The organism is Arthrobacter sp. TJ-265, assembly GCF_058269135.1.
This window is the reverse complement of the sequence record NZ_JBZCND010000001.1, coordinates 1164390-1181018: the sequence shown is the minus strand read 5'-3', so window position 1 is coordinate 1181018 and position 16629 is coordinate 1164390. Positions and strand designations below refer to the sequence as shown.

General features: G+C 72.2%; 13 protein-coding genes and 1 pseudogene. 1 reads left to right on the top strand and 13 read right to left on the bottom strand.

The window, feature by feature from the left end; translation table 11 throughout:
- Positions 1–25 precede the first annotated feature (25 nt).
- The 13 genes and pseudogenes from AC4D2E_RS05685 to pyrR all read right to left on the bottom strand — a co-directional run bounded on the left by AC4D2E_RS05685 (position 26) and on the right by pyrR (position 15115).
- A complete protein-coding gene (locus AC4D2E_RS05685; protein ID WP_490951909.1) occupies positions 26–2251 on the bottom strand; it encodes a primosomal protein N' family DNA-binding protein in 2226 nt (741 codons plus the stop codon).
- Positions 2252–2276: 25 nt separating this feature from the next.
- Complete coding sequence (metK, locus tag AC4D2E_RS05680) at positions 2277–3488, bottom strand: methionine adenosyltransferase (RefSeq protein ID WP_104165167.1); 1212 nt, start codon at positions 3486–3488, stop codon at positions 2277–2279.
- Positions 3489–3533: 45 nt separating this feature from the next.
- Positions 3534–4748, bottom strand: a pseudogene (gene coaBC / locus AC4D2E_RS05675) (bifunctional phosphopantothenoylcysteine decarboxylase/phosphopantothenate--cysteine ligase CoaBC); the annotation flags it as partial.
- A gap of 25 nt (positions 4749–4773) precedes the next feature.
- A complete protein-coding gene (gene rpoZ / locus AC4D2E_RS05670; RefSeq protein WP_104119687.1) occupies positions 4774–5034 on the bottom strand; it encodes a DNA-directed RNA polymerase subunit omega in 261 nt (86 codons plus the stop codon).
- Between the two features lie 45 nt (positions 5035–5079).
- A complete protein-coding gene (gene gmk, locus AC4D2E_RS05665; RefSeq protein WP_181033535.1) occupies positions 5080–5649 on the bottom strand; it encodes a guanylate kinase in 570 nt (189 codons plus the stop codon).
- 10 nt (positions 5650–5659) lie between these two features.
- The gene (gene mihF, locus AC4D2E_RS05660) at positions 5660–5998 is read right to left on the bottom strand and encodes an integration host factor, actinobacterial type (RefSeq protein WP_490951908.1); all 339 of its coding nucleotides are present in this window, start codon (positions 5996–5998) and stop codon (positions 5660–5662) included.
- A gap of 172 nt (positions 5999–6170) precedes the next feature.
- Positions 6171–7019 carry an orotidine-5'-phosphate decarboxylase gene (gene pyrF, locus AC4D2E_RS05655; protein WP_490951907.1) on the bottom strand — a complete coding sequence of 283 codons (849 nt, stop codon included), beginning with the start codon at positions 7017–7019 and terminating at the stop codon, positions 6171–6173.
- Positions 7009–10317, bottom strand: a complete 3309-nt coding sequence (gene carB, locus AC4D2E_RS05650) for a carbamoyl-phosphate synthase large subunit (RefSeq protein ID WP_490909421.1) — start codon at positions 10315–10317, stop codon at positions 7009–7011. The genes pyrF and carB overlap by 11 nt, the downstream gene beginning before the upstream one ends.
- The gene (carA, locus tag AC4D2E_RS05645; RefSeq protein WP_490909422.1) at positions 10317–11555 is read right to left on the bottom strand and encodes a glutamine-hydrolyzing carbamoyl-phosphate synthase small subunit; all 1239 of its coding nucleotides are present in this window, start codon (positions 11553–11555) and stop codon (positions 10317–10319) included. Before carA ends, carB begins: the two co-directional genes overlap by 1 nt.
- Complete coding sequence (locus tag AC4D2E_RS05640) at positions 11552–12148, bottom strand: PH-like domain-containing protein (protein ID WP_490951906.1); 597 nt, start codon at positions 12146–12148, stop codon at positions 11552–11554. The genes carA and AC4D2E_RS05640 overlap by 4 nt, the downstream gene beginning before the upstream one ends.
- Positions 12136–13515 carry a dihydroorotase gene (locus AC4D2E_RS05635; protein ID WP_490951905.1) on the bottom strand — a complete coding sequence of 460 codons (1380 nt, stop codon included), beginning with the start codon at positions 13513–13515 and terminating at the stop codon, positions 12136–12138. Before AC4D2E_RS05635 ends, AC4D2E_RS05640 begins: the two co-directional genes overlap by 13 nt.
- Positions 13512–14537 carry an aspartate carbamoyltransferase catalytic subunit gene (locus tag AC4D2E_RS05630; RefSeq protein ID WP_490909425.1) on the bottom strand — a complete coding sequence of 342 codons (1026 nt, stop codon included), beginning with the start codon at positions 14535–14537 and terminating at the stop codon, positions 13512–13514. Before AC4D2E_RS05630 ends, AC4D2E_RS05635 begins: the two co-directional genes overlap by 4 nt.
- A complete protein-coding gene (pyrR, locus tag AC4D2E_RS05625) occupies positions 14534–15115 on the bottom strand; it encodes a bifunctional pyr operon transcriptional regulator/uracil phosphoribosyltransferase PyrR (protein WP_490952327.1) in 582 nt (193 codons plus the stop codon). Before pyrR ends, AC4D2E_RS05630 begins: the two co-directional genes overlap by 4 nt.
- A gap of 102 nt (positions 15116–15217) precedes the next feature.
- Between pyrR and AC4D2E_RS05620 the strand changes: the two genes are divergently transcribed.
- Positions 15218–16495 carry a PrsW family intramembrane metalloprotease gene (locus tag AC4D2E_RS05620; protein WP_490951904.1) on the top strand — a complete coding sequence of 426 codons (1278 nt, stop codon included), beginning with the start codon at positions 15218–15220 and terminating at the stop codon, positions 16493–16495.
- The last annotated feature ends 134 nt before the right edge of the window (positions 16496–16629 follow it).

Sequence of the window (16629 nt, the reverse complement as noted above, 5' to 3'; positions counted from 1 at the left end):
CCTCCGCGGCCCGGCCGGCGAGGGGTCAGAGCACGTCGAGTGCGTCGAGCCTGATGTGGACCGGGTCTCCCGTCCGCCTGGCGGACAGTGCCGCCCGGCGGGCCCGGAGCAGCTTCGTGATGCCGGCGGCTGCCCGGTAGGAGAAGAAGAGCAGCATCCGATGGCTGCCCTGTCCCGCCAGCGCCTCCGCAGGGGCCGGGACTTCCCGGTCGGCGCCGCGCTTCGGGCCTGCGAAAGCCCGGGCAGCCGCCACGGCGTCCCGGCGGACATCCGGCGGGACCGGCGCGGGGCCGACGACGCGAACGGCACCTTCGGTGTCCAGCCCGTCGAGGAAGTGGGTGAGGGCTTCCCTGGTCCCCGTGAGCACCGCGTACCGGACGCCCGGTGGTAGTCCGAGTTCGTGCCGCTCGGCCAGTTCGCGGGACGCGGCGCCCGCAGGGTCCCAGCGGACGAGGTGGCCGACGGCGACGTCGTCATCGCCCGTGATCACCACGGTCCCGCCCGCGGTGGAGGGGCGCGCGAGGATCGCCGCGGAGAACCAGCGGCGCAGTGCGTCCTCGCCGGCGCGCATCGACTCGCGGCTGAGCAGGGCGTTGCCGTCGAGGAGGATGACGGCCGCGTACCCTCCCGCGGCCACGGGTTCCGCCCCGGGGGTGGCGACGACCACGGCGGGAACGTCCCGGACGTCGTCGACGATGTGCTCGCCTGCCGAGGAGATGACCGGGACGCCGGGGAACGCGCGTCCCAGTTCCTCGGCCGTCCGCGTGGCGCCTGCGACGGTGGCGCGCATCCGGCCGCCGCCGCACTCCGGGCAGGTCCAGTGGTTGTCCGGGCGCCCGCACCATCGGCAGGCCGGCGGCGCGTGGCGGCTGGGCTGTGCCAGCGGCCCGGCGCAGACCGTGCAGCGTGCGGCGTGGCGGCACCGGTCGCAGGCCAGGGCCGGGGAGAAGCCCGTGCGGGCGACCTGCAGGAGGACGGGTCCGGTCTTCAGCCCCGCCTGCGCCGCCGCCCAGGCGGCGTGGGGGATGCGGGCCTGGGCGGCGAGCGGATCCCGTTCCATCTGGTAGGCGTCGGCGGCGTGGATGACGCGGGGCGCCGCTCGGCGGACCTCGTTGCGGTCGGCCTGGATGGCGTGTGCCCAGCCGGTGTCGACGAGGCGCTGCGCCTCGGTGGTGCGGCCGAACGAGGAGAGCAGCATCGCGGCTCCCTCCTGCTCGGCGCGCAGCAGCAGGACGTCGCGGACGTGCTGGTACGGCGCGCGCTGCTCCACGTGCTGGTCGTCGCCGTCGTCCCACAGGCAGACGAGCCCGAGGTTCCGCACGGGCGCGTAGGCGGCGGACCGCGTGCCGACGGCGACGGTCGCCGACCCGTGGAGGAGGCGCAGGAAGTTGCGGTACCGCGGCGTCGCGCCGTCCTCGCCCGTCAGCCGGGCCACCGCCGACACCCCGAGGCGGGCCACGAGTGAGGCTTCCACGCGGGCGAGGTCCCGCTGGTCGGGGACGACGACGACCGCTCCCCTGTCCGCGGACGCGGCCGCCGCGACGGCGTCGGCGATCTCCTCGTGCCAGGCCGTGGCACCGTACCCGCCGAGACTCGTCAGGACCGCGCGGGGCGACTCCCCGGAGCGGAGGTGCTGCAGGTAGGAGAGCCCATTCGTGTAGCGCAGGAAGCTGCCGGAGGACGGCCGTCCCACGGCGACGGGCAGCATGCCCGCCGGGGCAGCGGGGTCGGAAGGGTCGGCAGCGTCGGCGGCGGATTCGGAAGGCTGCGGCGCGGTCTCCCCGGTACCGCCCGGGTCGTCGAACTCGGCCTCGACCCGCGCCATGCGCGGAGGTACGGCGGACCGCAGGACGTCGCTCACGGTCCCGACCGAGCGCGCGGCGACCGCCGTCGCCAGGGCGAGGACCTCGGGGGTGAGGACCTGCTGGGGGGAGACGACCTTCGCGAGCGGAAGGAGGGTCGCCGCCGTACTGGCCTCCTGGACCCGCTCCGCGAGGAAGCCGGCGTGCTCGCGCCCGGCGAAGCGCACCTTCACCCGGACGCCGGGCTGCGCCTCGGCGTCCATGGCGGCGGGGACCGCGTAGTCGAAGAACCGGTCGAGGTGGGGAAGCTGCGCGTCGAGGATGACCCGGGCGATGGGCAGTGACGACGCCCGCTCGGGATCGGCCTGCGGCAGCCGGGCCGCGCCGAAGCCGTGCAGCAGCGACAGCTGCCCGTCCGTCGCGTCGGGCACACGGGTGGTGTGCGTCATGATGCTCCGGCCGCCCCCTCCCGTGTCAGGCGTTGAAGTAGCTCCTGAGCTTGTCCACGCGGTCGATGCGCTCCCAGGTGAAACCCTCGTCCTCGCGACCGAAGTGCCCGTGGGCTGCGGTGCGCTGGTAGATGGGGCGCTTCAGATCGAGGGCGTTGATGATGCCGAGCGGACGGAGGTCGAAGACCTCGCGGATCGCCGTACCGATCCTGAGCGGATCGACGGTCTCGGTGCCGAACGTCTCCACGTAGATACCGACCGGCTGCGCCATGCCGATGGCGTAGGCGATCTGGATCTCCGCCCGGCGGGCGAGGCCGGCCGCCACCACGTTCTTCGCGACCCAGCGCATGGCGTAGGCCGCGGAGCGGTCCACCTTCGACGGGTCCTTCCCGCTGAAGGCGCCACCGCCGTGGCGGGCCGTGCCGCCGTAGGTGTCGACGATGATCTTGCGGCCCGTCAGTCCGGCGTCGCCCACGGGGCCGCCGATGACGAAGGCGCCACCGGGGTTGAGGATGTGGCGGACCGACGACGCGTCGAGGTCGGAGTCGGCCAGGACCGGGGTGACCACGTGCTCGACGAGACCGGCACGCAGTTCCTCGAGGGACACCTCGGCGGAGTGCTGGGAGGAGATGACCACGGAGTCGATCGAGACGGGGCGGTCGCCGTCGTACCCGACGGTGACCTGGGTCTTGCCGTCCGGGCGGAGGTACGGGAGGGTGCCGTCCTTGCGGACGGCGGTGAGGCGCTCGGACAACCGGTGCGCGAGCCAGATGGGGGCGGGCATGAGCACGGAGGTCTCGTCGCTCGCGTAGCCGAACATGATGCCCTGGTCCCCCGCGCCCTGGGCGTCGTAGGGGTCGACGCCCGTGCCCTCGCGGGTCTCGAGCGATGTGAAGACGCCGGAGGCGATCTCCGCGCTCTGCTGGCCGATGGACACCGACACACCGCAGCGGGCGCCGTCGAAGCCGTTGGCCGAGGAGTCGTAGCCGATGCCGAGGATGGTCTCGCGGACGATCTGGGGGATCTCGACGTAGGCCTCGGTAGTGACCTCCCCCGCGACGTGCACGAGCCCCGTGGTCACGAGGGTCTCCACCGCGACGCGCGAATCCGGATCCTGCTCGAGCATCCCGTCGAGGATGGCGTCGCTGATCTGGTCGCAGATCTTGTCGGGATGGCCCTCGGTCACCGATTCCGACGTGAAGAGGCGCAGGGGGGAATCGATGCTGGGAGAATTCACGTGCTCACTCTACTTGGTCGGAGGGACAGTCCGGCCCGTGGGGGATCAGCGGGACAGCAGGCGCGCGGCGTGGGCGATCACGGCGTCGGCGACAGCCCGCTTCGAGCCCTGCACCGCGGGTGATTCACCCCCGTCCGCGTCGAGGATGGTGACCTCGTTGGTGTCCTCGCCGAACACCCGGTCCGAGCCGACCACGTTGAGCACCAGGAAGTCGCACCCCTTCCGGGCGAGCTTCGCGCGGGCGTGCGTCAGCGGATCGGCCGAGGGGTCCCCCGTCTCGGCCGCGAAGCCGGCGATGACCAGCGGCTGCGCACCGGCGTCCCGGGCGAGCACGGCCTCGCGGAGCACGTCGGGGTTCCGGACGAGGGTGATGACCGGGTCCGTCCCGTCGTCGTTCTTCTTGATCTTGGTGGCGGTGACCACGGCCGGACGGAAGTCCGCGACGGCGGCGGCCATGACCAGCACGTCCGTGGCGGGCAGTGCGCCCAGGACGGCGTCGCGCAGCTGGAGGGCGGACTCGACGCGCACCACGTCGCAGCCGGCGGGCGGTGCGACCTCCGCATGGGCCAGGACGAGGGTCACGTGGGCGCCCTGGGCGAGGGCCGCCTCCGCCAGCGCCATGCCCTGCTTGCCCGAGGACCGGTTCCCGAGGAACCGTACCGGGTCGAGGGCCTCGCGCGTCCCGCCGGCGGAGATCGTGACACGCTTGCCCTGCAGGCTGCCGCTCCCGGAGGGTGCGGCGGCGGCCAGGGCCGCCGCGAGGATGTCCGCCGGTTCCGGGAGCCGGCCGGGGCCGGAGTCGGACCCGGTGAGGCGCCCCGACGCCGGCTCGAGGACGGTGACGCCGCGCGACCGGAGCGTGCGCACGTTCGCGCGGGTCGCCGCGTGCTGCCACATCTCGGTGTGCATCGCCGGCGCCATGACCACGGGGCCGCGCGCCATGAGGAGCGTGCCCGTCAGGAGGTCGTTCGCCAGTCCCGCGGCGGCCCGCGCCAGGACGTCGGCGGTGGCCGGCGCGACGACGACGAGGTCGGCTTCGTGCCCGAGGCGCACGTGGTTCACCTTGTCGACGTCGTCCCAGACGCTGTTGCTCACGGGGTGGCCCGAGAGCGCCTCCCAGGTGGCCGTGCCGACGAAGCGGGTGGCGGCGTCGGTGGGGACGACCGTGACGTCGTGGCCCGACTCCGTGAAAAGACGGAGGAGGGATGCGGCCTTGTAGGCTGCGATCCCTCCTCCGACACCGAGGACTACGCGCACCGGCTGTCCGTGCTCGGGGCTGCCGGGACTACTCGGACTGTTCCATGGGCGCGGACACCAGCATGCCCTCGTTGATCTCGCGCAGGGCGATGGAGAGGGGCTTCTCGTTCAGCCGGGTGTCGACGAGGGGGCCGACGTATTCGAAGAGGCCTTCGTGGAGCTGGGAGTAGTACGCGTTGATCTGGCGGGCACGCTTGGCCCCGTAGATCACGAGGGCGTACTTCGAGTCCGAGGCCTCCAGCAGAGAATCGATCGGCGGGTTGATGATGCCTTCGGGCTGAGTTGACACAGAGTTCTCCAAAAAATAAGGCGGGACCGGCCGGATCAGCGCGCTTCAGCGCTCCAGCGGACGCAGTCCCATCAGTGATACGAGCTCGTCTGCCGCATGCTCCACGGTGTCGTTGACGACGGTGTGGTTGAATTCCGGCTCGGCGGCAAGTTCCAGTTTAGCGGTTTCCAGCCGCTGCTGCTGTTCCTCGGCCGATTCGGTGCCGCGTCCCTCGAGCCGGCGCACCATCTCGTCCCAGCTGGGGGGCGCGAGGAACACGAAGTTGGCCTCGGGCATGGTCTCCTTCACCTGGCGTGCTCCCTGCAGGTCGATCTCCAGGAGCACGGTCCGGCCCTCGTCCATCGCGGCCTGGACGGTCCGGCGCAGCGTGCCGTAGCGGTTGCGGCCGTGGACCACGGCCCACTCGAGCAGCTGCTCCTCGGCCACGAGCCGGTCGAACTCGTCCGGGGAGACGAAGAAGTAGTGCACGCCGTCGACCTCCCCCGGGCGCGGCGGGCGGGTGGTCGCCGACACCGACAGCCACACGGCGGGATAGTTGTCCCGGATGTAGGTCGAGACTGTTCCCTTGCCGACCGCCGTCGGGCCGGCCAGGACTGTCAACCGGGGCTGTGACACTACCGCTTCCTTACTTTCTGGCCGAGCCAGACTGGTGTTGTTCGAGATACGTGACGAGGGCCTTGCGCTGGTGGATCCCGAGGCCGCGCACGCGGCGGGTCCCCGCGATGCCCACCTCCGCCATGATGGCGGTCGCGCGCACGTCGCCGACGCCGGGCAGGGCCTTGAGGAGATCGAAGACCTTCAGGCGGCCCACGGCGTCATCGCCGTCGGGATTCTCGATCACGTCCGCCACGGAAAGCTTACCGGTCCTCAGCCGGGACTTGATGTCCGCACGGACCGCCCGCGCCGCCGTCGCCTTCTCGCGCGCCCGTGTTCGTTCGTCGTCCGTCAGTGGCTTCAGGCTCAAGGGTGCTCCCTACGCTGGACGGCACCACGAATGGCGGCGACCGCTCGTCGTGTGGCTGGGTCAGGTGGATCGACGGATACGCCTGGTCGTCGTCCGGGGTCGGTGGGGCCCGGCAGGCCCGGTGGAACGAACCTACCGGGCGTACGCCTCCGAAATCAATGCGCCGTCGCGGTCATGCGAGCCCGTCGCGCGTGCGCTCCGCCTCCGCCCGCAGCGTCGCCGCGTCGGGGCCCGCGGCGAGGATCGCACGGCTCGAGGTCGGCAGCACGAACGGCAGGGCCGCGCCGAACGCGGCCTCCAGCTCATGGCGCCCGGCGCCCTGGGCGCCGACCCCGGGGGCGAGGACGGGGCCGTTGAGGGAGGGCAGATCCAGGCCCAGCCGGTGCGCCGCGTCGCCGATGGTCGCGCCGATCACCAGTCCAACGTGTCCGGGTCCGGGGCCGGCGTTCTCGGCGGCGGCCGCATGCGCGATGGACCGTGCCACGGACGCGGGACCGCCGGCGTGCTGCACCGAGCGCCCTTCGGGATTCGACGTCAGGGCGAGGACGAACACTCCGCGTCCCGTCGCGGCGGCGAGGTCGAGGGCGGGCCGGAGCGACTCGAACCCCAGGTACGGGTTCAGGGTGACCGCATCGGCGGCCAGCGGCCGACCCTCCCCCAGCCACGCCTCGGCGTAGGCCCGCATGGTGGAGCCGATGTCACCGCGCTTGGCGTCCGCGATGGTCAGGACACCGGCGTCCGCCGCGCGGGCCAGCAGCGTCTCGAGGACCGCGAGTCCGCGGGCACCGTGCCGTTCGTAGAGCGCGACCTGCGGCTTGAGGGCCGCGGCGACGGGACCGACGGCGTCGAGCACCGTGAGGGAGAACCGCTCGAGGCCCGCCGGGGAGTCCTCCAGCCCCCAGGCCGCCAGCAGCCCGGGGTGCGGGTCGATGCCGACGCAGAGGCTCCCCCGGGCCGCCCGGGCCGCCGCGAGCCGCTCCCCGAAGGGCGCGCGGGCGGCGGCGCCTGCCTCAGGAGGCATCGCGGGCCGCGGTGGACGCCCGGAGGTTCGCCGCATGCTCCTGGAGGCTCGTCACCGACCACTCGTAGGAGCGCATGGCTTCGATCGCCTGCACGGCGGCCCCCACCTCGGGGATCGTCGTGATCACCGGGAGACCGTAGGAGGTCGCGGCCGCCCGGATCTCGTAGCCGTCGCCGCGCGCCTGGCCGCCGGACGGCGTGTTGATGATCATGTCGATGCCGCCCCCGGTGATGAGGTCGACGACGGTGCCCTCGCCGTGGGCCCCCGTACCCTCGGCGACCTTGCGGACCGTCGTCGCCTGGATGCCGTTGCGCCGCAGGACGTCCGCCGTGCCGCCCGTGGACACGATCTCGAAGCCGAGGTCCACGAGCCGCTTGACCGGCATGACGATGGCGCGCTTGTCCCGGTTGGCGACGGAGACGAAGACCTTGCCCTGCACCGGCAGGGCCGCGTTCGCCGCGGCCTGGCTCTTCGCGAAGGCCGTGTCGAAGTACTTGTCGATGCCCATCACCTCACCGGTGGACCGCATCTCGGGACCCAGCAGGGAGTCGACCACCGTGCCCTCGGGGGTGCGGAAGCGGCTGAAGGGCAGCACGGCCTCCTTGACGGAGACCGGCGCGTCCAGCGGCAGGGAGCCGCCGTCGCCGGTGGCCGGCAGCAGCCCGCGCTCGCGCAGCTCCGGGACCGTGACCCCGGTGCCGATCAGGGCGGCACCCTTGGCGAGCTGCACCCCGGTGGCCTTCGAGACGAAGGGCACGGTCCGGGAGGCGCGGGGGTTCGCCTCGAGGACGTACAGGACGTCGGAGGCCAGCGCGAACTGGATGTTGATGAGCCCGCGGACGCCCACGCCCTCGGCGATGGCGAGCGTCGCCTCCCGGACCCGCTGCAGGACATCGGCTCCGAGGGTGATGGGCGGCAGCACGCACGCCGAGTCGCCGGAGTGGATGCCGGCCTCCTCGATGTGCTCCATGATCCCGCCGAGGTACATCTCCGTGCCGTCGTACAGCGCGTCGACGTCGATCTCGATCGCGTCCTCGAGGAAGCGGTCGATCAGGACCGGGTGCGCCTCGGTGATCTCCGTGGCGTTGGCGATGTAGCGCGAGAGGTTCGCCTCGTCGTAGACGATCTCCATGCCCCGGCCGCCGAGCACGTAGGACGGACGCACCAGCACCGGGTAGCCGATGGCGTCGGCGATCTTCTTCGCGTCCTCGAAGGACACCGCGGTGCCGTTCTTGGGGGAGATCAGGCCGCCGGCGTCGAGCACGCGGCTGAACGCCCCGCGGTGCTCGGCGAGGTCGATGGCCTCGGGGGACGTGCCGAGGATGGGGATCCCGGCGTCGGCGAGTTCCTGGGCGAGCTTCAGCGGCGTCTGTCCGCCGAGCTGGACGAAGACGCCGAGGACCCCGCCGGTGCGCTGCTCGGCCGCGATGACCTCGAGGACGTCCTCGAGGGTCAGCGGCTCGAAGTACAGCCGCGTGGAGATGTCGTAGTCCGTGGAGACCGTCTCGGGGTTGCAGTTGACCATGACCGTCTCGTAGCCGGCCTCCCGCAGCGCCATCGTGGCGTGGACGCAGGAGTAGTCGAACTCGATGCCCTGGCCGATCCGGTTGGGCCCGGAGCCGAGGATGATCACCGAGGGCTTCTCGTGCTGCGCCACCTCGTCCTCCTCGTCGTAGGACGAGTAGTGGTAGGGCGTGTAGGCGGCGAACTCCGCCGCGCAGGTGTCCACGGTCTTGAAGACCGGGCGGATACCGAGCGCGTGCCGCACCCCGCGCACCACGGCCTCGGGCGTGGAGGTGAGGGAGCCGATCTGGTCGTCCGAGAACCCGTGCCGCTTGGCGCGCCGCAGCACGTCCTCCGTCAGGTTCGGCGCCGAGCGCACCTCCTCCGCGATCTCGTTGAGGAGCACGAGCTGGTCGAGGAACCACGGGTCGATCCCCGTGGCCTCGTACAGCCGCTCCACCGTGGCGCCGCCGAGCAGGGCGCGCTGCACCTGCGACAGCCGGTCGGTGGTGGGGCGTCGGGCCGCCTCGACGAGGGCGTCGACGTCCCCGGCGGGGACCGGCGCGAAGGACAGCTGCGACCCTTTCTGCTCGAGGGAGCGGAGGGCCTTCTGCAGGGCCTCCGTGAAGTTGCGGCCCATCGCCATGGCCTCGCCCACGGACTTCATGGTGGTGGTCAGCGTGGGGTCCGCGGCGGGGAACTTCTCGAACGCGAACCGCGGCACCTTGACCACCACGTAGTCGAGGGTCGGCTCGAAGGACGCCGGGGTCTTCAGGGTGATGTCGTTGGGGATCTCGTCGAGCGTGTAGCCGAGGGAGAGCTTCGTCGCGATCTTGGCGATCGCGAACCCGGTGGCCTTCGACGCGAGGGCGGAGGAGCGCGAGACACGCGGATTCATCTCGATGACGACGACGCGGCCCGTGTCGGGTTCGATGGCGAACTGGATGTTGCAGCCGCCGGTGTCGACGCCGACCTCGCGGATCACGGCGATCGAGATGTCCCGCAGCCGCTGGTACTCGCGGTCGGTGAGCGTCAGGGCCGGCGCCACCGTGATGGAGTCGCCGGTGTGCACGCCCACGGGATCCACGTTCTCGATGGAGCACACGACGACGACGTTGTCGTTCCTGTCGCGCATCATCTCGAGCTCGTACTCCTTCCACCCGAGGATGCTCTCCTCGAGGAGGACCTCGCTCGTGGGGCTGTACTGCAGGCCCTGGCCGACGATCCGGCGCAGGTCCTGCTCGGTGTACGCGAGGCCGGAGCCGAGGCCGCCCATGGTGAAGGACGGCCGGACCACCATCGGGTAGCCGAGGTCCTCGGCGGCCGCCAGGGCCTCGTCGATCGTGTGGATGATCGAGGACCGGGCCGACTCCGCGCCGCACCGCGCCACGACGCCCTTGAACTTCTCGCGGTCCTCGCCGAGCTCGATCGCGGCGATGTTCGCGCCGATCAGCTCGACGCCGTACTTCTCCAGGACGCCGTTCTTGTCGAGGGCGATCGCCGTGTTCAGCGCCGTCTGGCCGCCCAGGGTGGGCAGCAGGGCGTCCGGGCGTTCCTTCGCGATGATCTTCTCGACGACGTCCGGGGTGATCGGCTCGACGTACGTCGCGTCGGCGAACTCCGGATCGGTCATGATCGTGGCCGGGTTCGAGTTCACGAGGATGACCCGCAGGCCCTCCTCGCGCAGGACGCGCAGCGCCTGCGTTCCCGAGTAGTCGAATTCGGCGGCCTGCCCGATGACGATCGGCCCGGAGCCGATCACGAGGACGCTCTTGAGGTCGGTTCTGCGGGGCATCAGTTCTCTTCCTGGGTTGTGCCGGGGTGTGTGCTGCCGTGGCCGGGCCGGGCGCCCGGGCGGTCCTTCTGGGACAGCATCAGGTCGATGAAACGGTCGAAGAGGTACGCCGAATCGTGCGGACCGGCCGCCGCCTCGGGGTGGTACTGGACGGAGAAGGCCGGGATGTCCAGGCACGCGAGTCCCTCGACGACGTCGTCGTTCAGGCACACGTGGCTGACCTCGACGCGCCCGTAGCTGCCGGCGGGCGCCTCGACGGGGCCGTCCAGCGGCGCGTCGACGGCGAACCCGTGGTTCTGGGAGGTGATCTCGACCTTGCCGGTACGGCGGTCCAGGACGGGCTGGTTGATCCCCCGGTGGCCGTAGCGGAGCTTGTAGGTGCCGAAGCCGAGCGCGCGGCCGAGGATCTGGTTGCCGAAGCAGATGCCGAAGAACGGCACGCGTGCATCGAGCACGCGCCGCAGGAGGTCCACCTGCGCGTCGGCCGTCGCGGGGTCGCCGGGCCCGTTGGACATGAAGACTCCGTCCGGCCGGGCGGCCAGGACGTCGTCGAACGTCGCGGCGGCCGGCAGGACGACCGTGCGGACGCCGCGCTGGGCGAAGTGCCGGGGCGTCATCGTCTTGATGCCGAGGTCCAGGGCGGCGATGGTGGCCACCGTCCCGCCGGTCCAGCCGTGGTCGGCGGGTTCGACGACGTACGCCTCGTCGATGCTGACCTCCTCGGCGAGCCGCGAGCCCGCCATGGACGGCTGCGCGAGCACCTGGTCGAGGAGGCGGTCCGCGGGCAGGGCGGCATCCGCGCCGGAGAAGATCCCGGCGCGCATGGCGCCGCGCTCGCGGAGGTGCCGGGTCACGGCGCGCGTGTCGACGCCCTCGATCCCGACGATCCCCTGCTCGCGCAGCTGGTCGTCGAGGCTCTGCTCGGAGCGCCAGTTGGACGGACGGCGTGCCGCGTCGCGGATGACGTACCCGGCCACCCAGATGCGCCGCGACTCGGCGTCGTCGGCGTTCACCCCGGTGTTGCCGATGTGCGGTGCCGTCTGGACGACGAGCTGGCGGGCGTAGGACGGATCGGTGATGGTCTCCTGGTACCCGGTCATGCCGGTGGCGAAGACCGCCTCGCCGAGCGTGGTGCCCTCGGCCCCGTAGGCGCGGCCGCGGAAGGTGCGGCCGTCCTCGAGGACGAGCACTGCGGGTGCCTGTCGGTGGACCGGGGCCGTTGTTGGAGCGTGGCTCACAGGTGTTCCCTGCCTTCGGGGGTCGGTGGAGTGCGGTCGGAGGTGGAGTCGGTGGAGTCGGTGGAGTCGGTGGTGTCGGCGCGGGTGGTGCCCGGGGGCGCTGGGCGGACCGGGACGAGAGCGGCGGTGGCGGCGAGGAGCTGGGCCTTGTGCGCGGCGTGGCGCGTGCGGAACCCGGTGTCCACGCCGAGGGTGCCGAGGCGCCAGGTGAGGATCACGAGCCCCTCCTTCTCGACGAACTTGCCCGTCATGCCGCCCGCGAGCTGCACCGAGGTGAGGTCGCCGCGCGGGATGAAGACGGTACGGGCGCCCGTACGGGTGATCAGGATGCCGTCCTCGTGGACGGAGGCGACGGCGTTGCCGCGCAGGCCCAGCCCGTGGACCGCGATGCGGTCGAGCCAGTCCCCCGCCGTCGTCGTCGCGACGTACTGCCCCTCGGCCTCGTAGAGGACGGGTCCCAGGTCCGCGGACGGTTCCGGGGGCTCGGGGACGTCCGACTGCCGACGCAGCCGGTTGCGCCACCCGAGTCCCATGAGCGTGACGATCACGGCGATGATGCCGAGGGTCAGGGCGACCCAGCCTAGGGATTCCATGCGGCGGCCCCTTCGGTGGCGGGCGTTCCGGACGCGGGTCGGGGGGAGGCGAGGCGCCCGTCGAGGACGGTCGGGTGCCCGGCGTAGAAGGTGGCTCGGACGCTGCCGGGCAGTTCGAGGCCGCGGAAGGGGCTGTTGCGGCCCTTGGTGGCCATCGTGGACGGATCGACGGTCCAGCGCGCGGCCGGATCGACGAGGATCAGGTTCGCCGGCTCCCCCGCGGCGATCGGCCGGCCCTGGTGTCCGAGCCGGCCGATGCGGGCCGGGCCGGTCGAGGTGACCCGGGCGAAGCCCTCCCAGTCCAGCAGGCCGGTCTCCACCATGGTGTGCTGGACGACGGACAGGGCGGTCTCGAGACCCGTCATGCCCATGGCGGCCTGCGCCCACTCGCATTCCTTGTGCTCGCTCGGGTGCGGTGCGTGATCGGTGCCGACGACGTCGATCGTGCCGTCGGCGAGGGCCGCACGCAGCGCGTGGACGTCGTCGGACGTGCGCAGGGGCGGGTTGACCTTGTAGACCGGGTCGTAGCTGCGGACGAGCTCGTCGGTCAGGAGCAGGTGGTGCGGGGTGACCTCGGCGGTGACATCGATGCCGCGGGCCTTCGCCCACCGGATGATCTCCACGGATCCGGCCGTGGAGACGTGGCAGACGTGCAGGCGGGAGCCAACGTGCTGGGTGAGCAGGACGTCGCGGGCGATGATGCTCTCCTCCGCGACGGCCGGCCAGCCGGCCAGGCCGAGCACGGCCGAGACCTCGCCCTCGTTCATCTGGGCGCCCTCGGTGAGGCGCGGTTCCTGCGCGTGCTGCGCGATGACGCCGTCGAACGCCTTGACGTACTCGAGGGCGCGGCGCATGAGGACGGGGTCGTGGACGCAGATGCCGTCGTCCGAGAAGACGCGGACGGCCGCCCGGGATTCCGCCATGGCGCCGAGTTCCGCGAGCCGCTCGCCGCCCAGGCCGGCGGTCACCGCCCCGACCGGGCGTACCTCGACCCAGCCGGAGGCGAGGCCGAGGCGGTACACCTGCTCGACGACGCCGGCCGTGTCGGCCACGGGAGAGCTGTTGGCCATGGCGTGCACGGCGGTGAATCCGCCGAGCGCGGCGGCGCGGGAGCCGGTCTCGACCGTCTCGGCGTCCTCCCGGCCGGGCTCGCGGAGGTGGGTGTGGAGGTCCACCATGCCGGGCAGGGCGATCAGCCCCTCCGCGTCGACGGTCCCGGCGTCCGACGGCGCCTCCGCCGTCGCTGCGGCGCCCACGGCGGCGACGACCCCGTCGCGGACGAGGACGTCCTGGACGTCGCCGCCCAGGACGGCGGCGCCCCGGATGAGGTAGGCGGAGGGGATGGGGTCGGTGGTGCGGGTGGTCACAGGGTGCGGCCTTCCGGGATCAGGGCGGTCGGGTCGTCGGTCTCGTCGTCGTGCTCGTCGTGCGGGTCCCCCGAGAGGAGGAGGTACAGCGCGGCCATGCGCACGGAGACGCCGTTGCGGACCTGGGCGAGGACGGTGGAGCGGGGCGAGTCCGCGGCGGCGGAGGAGATCTCGAGGCCCCGGTTCATGGGCCCGGGGTGCATGATCACGGTGTCGTCCAGGCCCATCGTGTCCAGCAGTGCGAGCCGCCCGTCGTCGAACCCCCAGCGCCGTGAGTACTCGCGGGTCGAGGGGAAGAACGCGGCGTTCATGCGCTCGGCCTGCAGGCGGAGCATCATCACGGCGTCGGGCCGCTGGGCGAGGGCGTCGTCGAGGTCGTAGAACACGGTGCAGGGCCAGGACGCGATACCGACCGGGAGCAGGGTGGGCGGGCCGGCGAGGAGGACCTCCGCGCCGAGCGTCGTCAGGAGCCAGACGTTGGAGCGCGCCACCCGGGAGTGGAGGACGTCCCCGACGATCAGGACCTTCATGCCGGCCAGGGTGCTCCCGGCACTGGGCATGCCCCCGAGCCCCGCCCAGTGCCGGCGCAGCGTGAAGGCGTCGAGCAGGGCCTGGGTGGGGTGCTCGTGCGTCCCGTCCCCGGCGTTGACGACGGCGGCGTCGATCCAGCCCGACGCCGCGAGCCGCGCCGGTGCGCCCGAGGCCGGATGGCGGATGACGACGGCGTCGGCGCTCATGGCCTCCAGGGTCTGCGCCGTGTCCTTCAGCGACTCGCCCTTGGACACCGAGGATCCCTTGACCGCGAAGTTGATGACGTCCGCGGAGAGGCGCTTCGCCGCGGCCTCGAACGAGATGCGGGTGCGGGTGGAGTCCTCGTAGAAGAGGTTCACCACGGTCCGGCCACGCAGCGCGGGGAGCTTCTTGATCTCCCGCTCCCCCACCGCCGCCATCTCCTCGGCGACGTCCAGCAGCCGCAGGGCGTTCCTCGCGGAGAGGTCCTGCGTGCTGAGCAGGTGCTTCACGCGCGGTCCTCGATGACGACCTCGTTCACGGCGGAACCGCCGATCAGGTCGATCTCCGCGAGATGCACGCGCACGCGTTCCCGGGACGACGTCGGGAGGTTCTTGCCCACGTGGTCGGCGCGGATGGGGAGCTCGCGGTGCCCCCGGTCCACGAGGACCGCCAGGCGGACGGCGCGTGGTCGGCCCAGGTCGGCGAGGGCATCGAGGGCCGCCCGGATGGTGCGCCCCGAGTAGAGGACGTCGTCGACGAGGACCACGACCTTGTCGTCGATGCCCGACGGCGGCAGCTGGGTCGCGAGGGGCGAGCGCGTGGGGTTGCGGCGGAGGTCGTCGCGGTACATGGTGACGTCGAGCTGACCCGTGATGAGGTCCGGGTCCACCGAGGAATCCACGGACGCGATCTTCTGGGCGAGGCGCTGGGCGAGGGGGAAACCCCTGCGGGGGATGCCGAGGAGCACGAGATCACGCGAGCCCTTGTTCGCCTCGAGGATCTCGTGGGCGATGCGCGTGAGTGCCCGGTCTATGTCTGCTGCTGCGAGAACAACGCGCTTGGTGATGCCGGATTCCGAGGCAGGCATGGTCATAACACGCTTCCTCCTTCCCCGCCTCACTGGACGGAACTTAAAGGGTGGCTGCGGCTTCAAAACTACCACAGCGGCGCTTGCCCCTAGGGTTGGATCATGGCGATGAACAACCAGGGCTACGGCCCACCGGCCGGCCCCGACCGCATGCGGCAGGAGCAGCAGTGGCACGGGCGACGCGATCAGGGATGGTGGGGCGACACCACCGAGCGGCACCCCCGGGCGGCCCCGATGCGTGGTGCCGGCGACCCCTTCCACCCGGTGTGGAACCGGCCGCCGCGACGCCGCCGCGTGCTCGACGTCCTCCTCGTGCTCGTCGCGGCCCTGGTGGTCGCGGGCGTCCTCCTCGTCCTCTCGCTGTCCCTCGGGCCGTCGGCCTTCATCCTCTGCGGGATCCTCGCCCTGGTGCCGCTGGGCATCTGCCTGCTCGGGCTGCGCTGGATCGACCGGTGGGATCCCGAACCGCGCGGGGCCCTGCTCTTCGCGTTCCTGTGGGGCGCCGGCGCGTCCGTCGCCGTGACCCTGCTGCTCGGCACCTATGTGGTGGAGCTGCTGGGGGACGCGCTCACCACGACGTCCGCCGACGTGATCGGCCCGGTGCTGCAGGCCCCGCTCGTGGAGGAGTTCGCCAAGGGCCTCGGCGTGCTGATCCTCGTGTACACGCGCCGGAGCCACTTCGACGGGCCCGTGGACGGCATCGTCTACGCCGGCACCGTCGCGGCGGGCTTCGCGTTCACCGAGAACATCCTCTACTTCGGCTCCGCCGTGATGGACTCCGGCAACGCCGGCGCCCTCGTGGGGGTGTTCGTCCTGCGCGGACTGTTCTCCCCCTTCGCCCACGTGATGTTCACCGCCCTGCTCGGCTTCGTCCTGGGCTACGCGCTCACCCGCGGCGGCGGGAACGCCCGGATCCTCGGCGCCTTCGTCCTCGGGCTCCTGCCGGCGATCGCCGGGCACATGCTGTGGAACGGCGGCACCATCCTCCTGTTCGACAACTTCTTCCTCTTCTACTTCGTGGTCCAGGTGCCTCTGTTCGTCGCCGCCGTGATCGCCGTCGTCCTCCTCCGGCGCGCCGAGCAGCGCCTCACCGAGGCCCGCCTCGGCGACTACGCGCAGGCGGGGTGGTTCACGCCCGAGGAGGTGCAGATGCTCGCCACCCGGCCCGGGCGGTCACGGGCCCTCGCCTGGGCGCAGTCCGTCGGGGCGAAGGAGGACATGCGCGCGTTCATCAGGACGGGGTCGCGCATCGCGTACACGCGCCAGCGGATGCTGGGCGGACGGCGCGACGGCGACTACGTGGCCGAGGAGCGCGCCCTGCTGGCCGAGGCGTCGCAGCGGCGGGCCCGGATCTTCCAGCTGGCCTCGGCCGCCCGGTAGGCGCGGGCGCCGGTGCCGCACCGGTGCACGTTCAGGGCTCGGGTGCGCAGCTGTGGTCCGTCCGACGGCGACACCCACCGCACCTGCGCACCGAAGGGCCGGGTCCGGGTCCGGGAGCACGGAAGCTCCCGGAG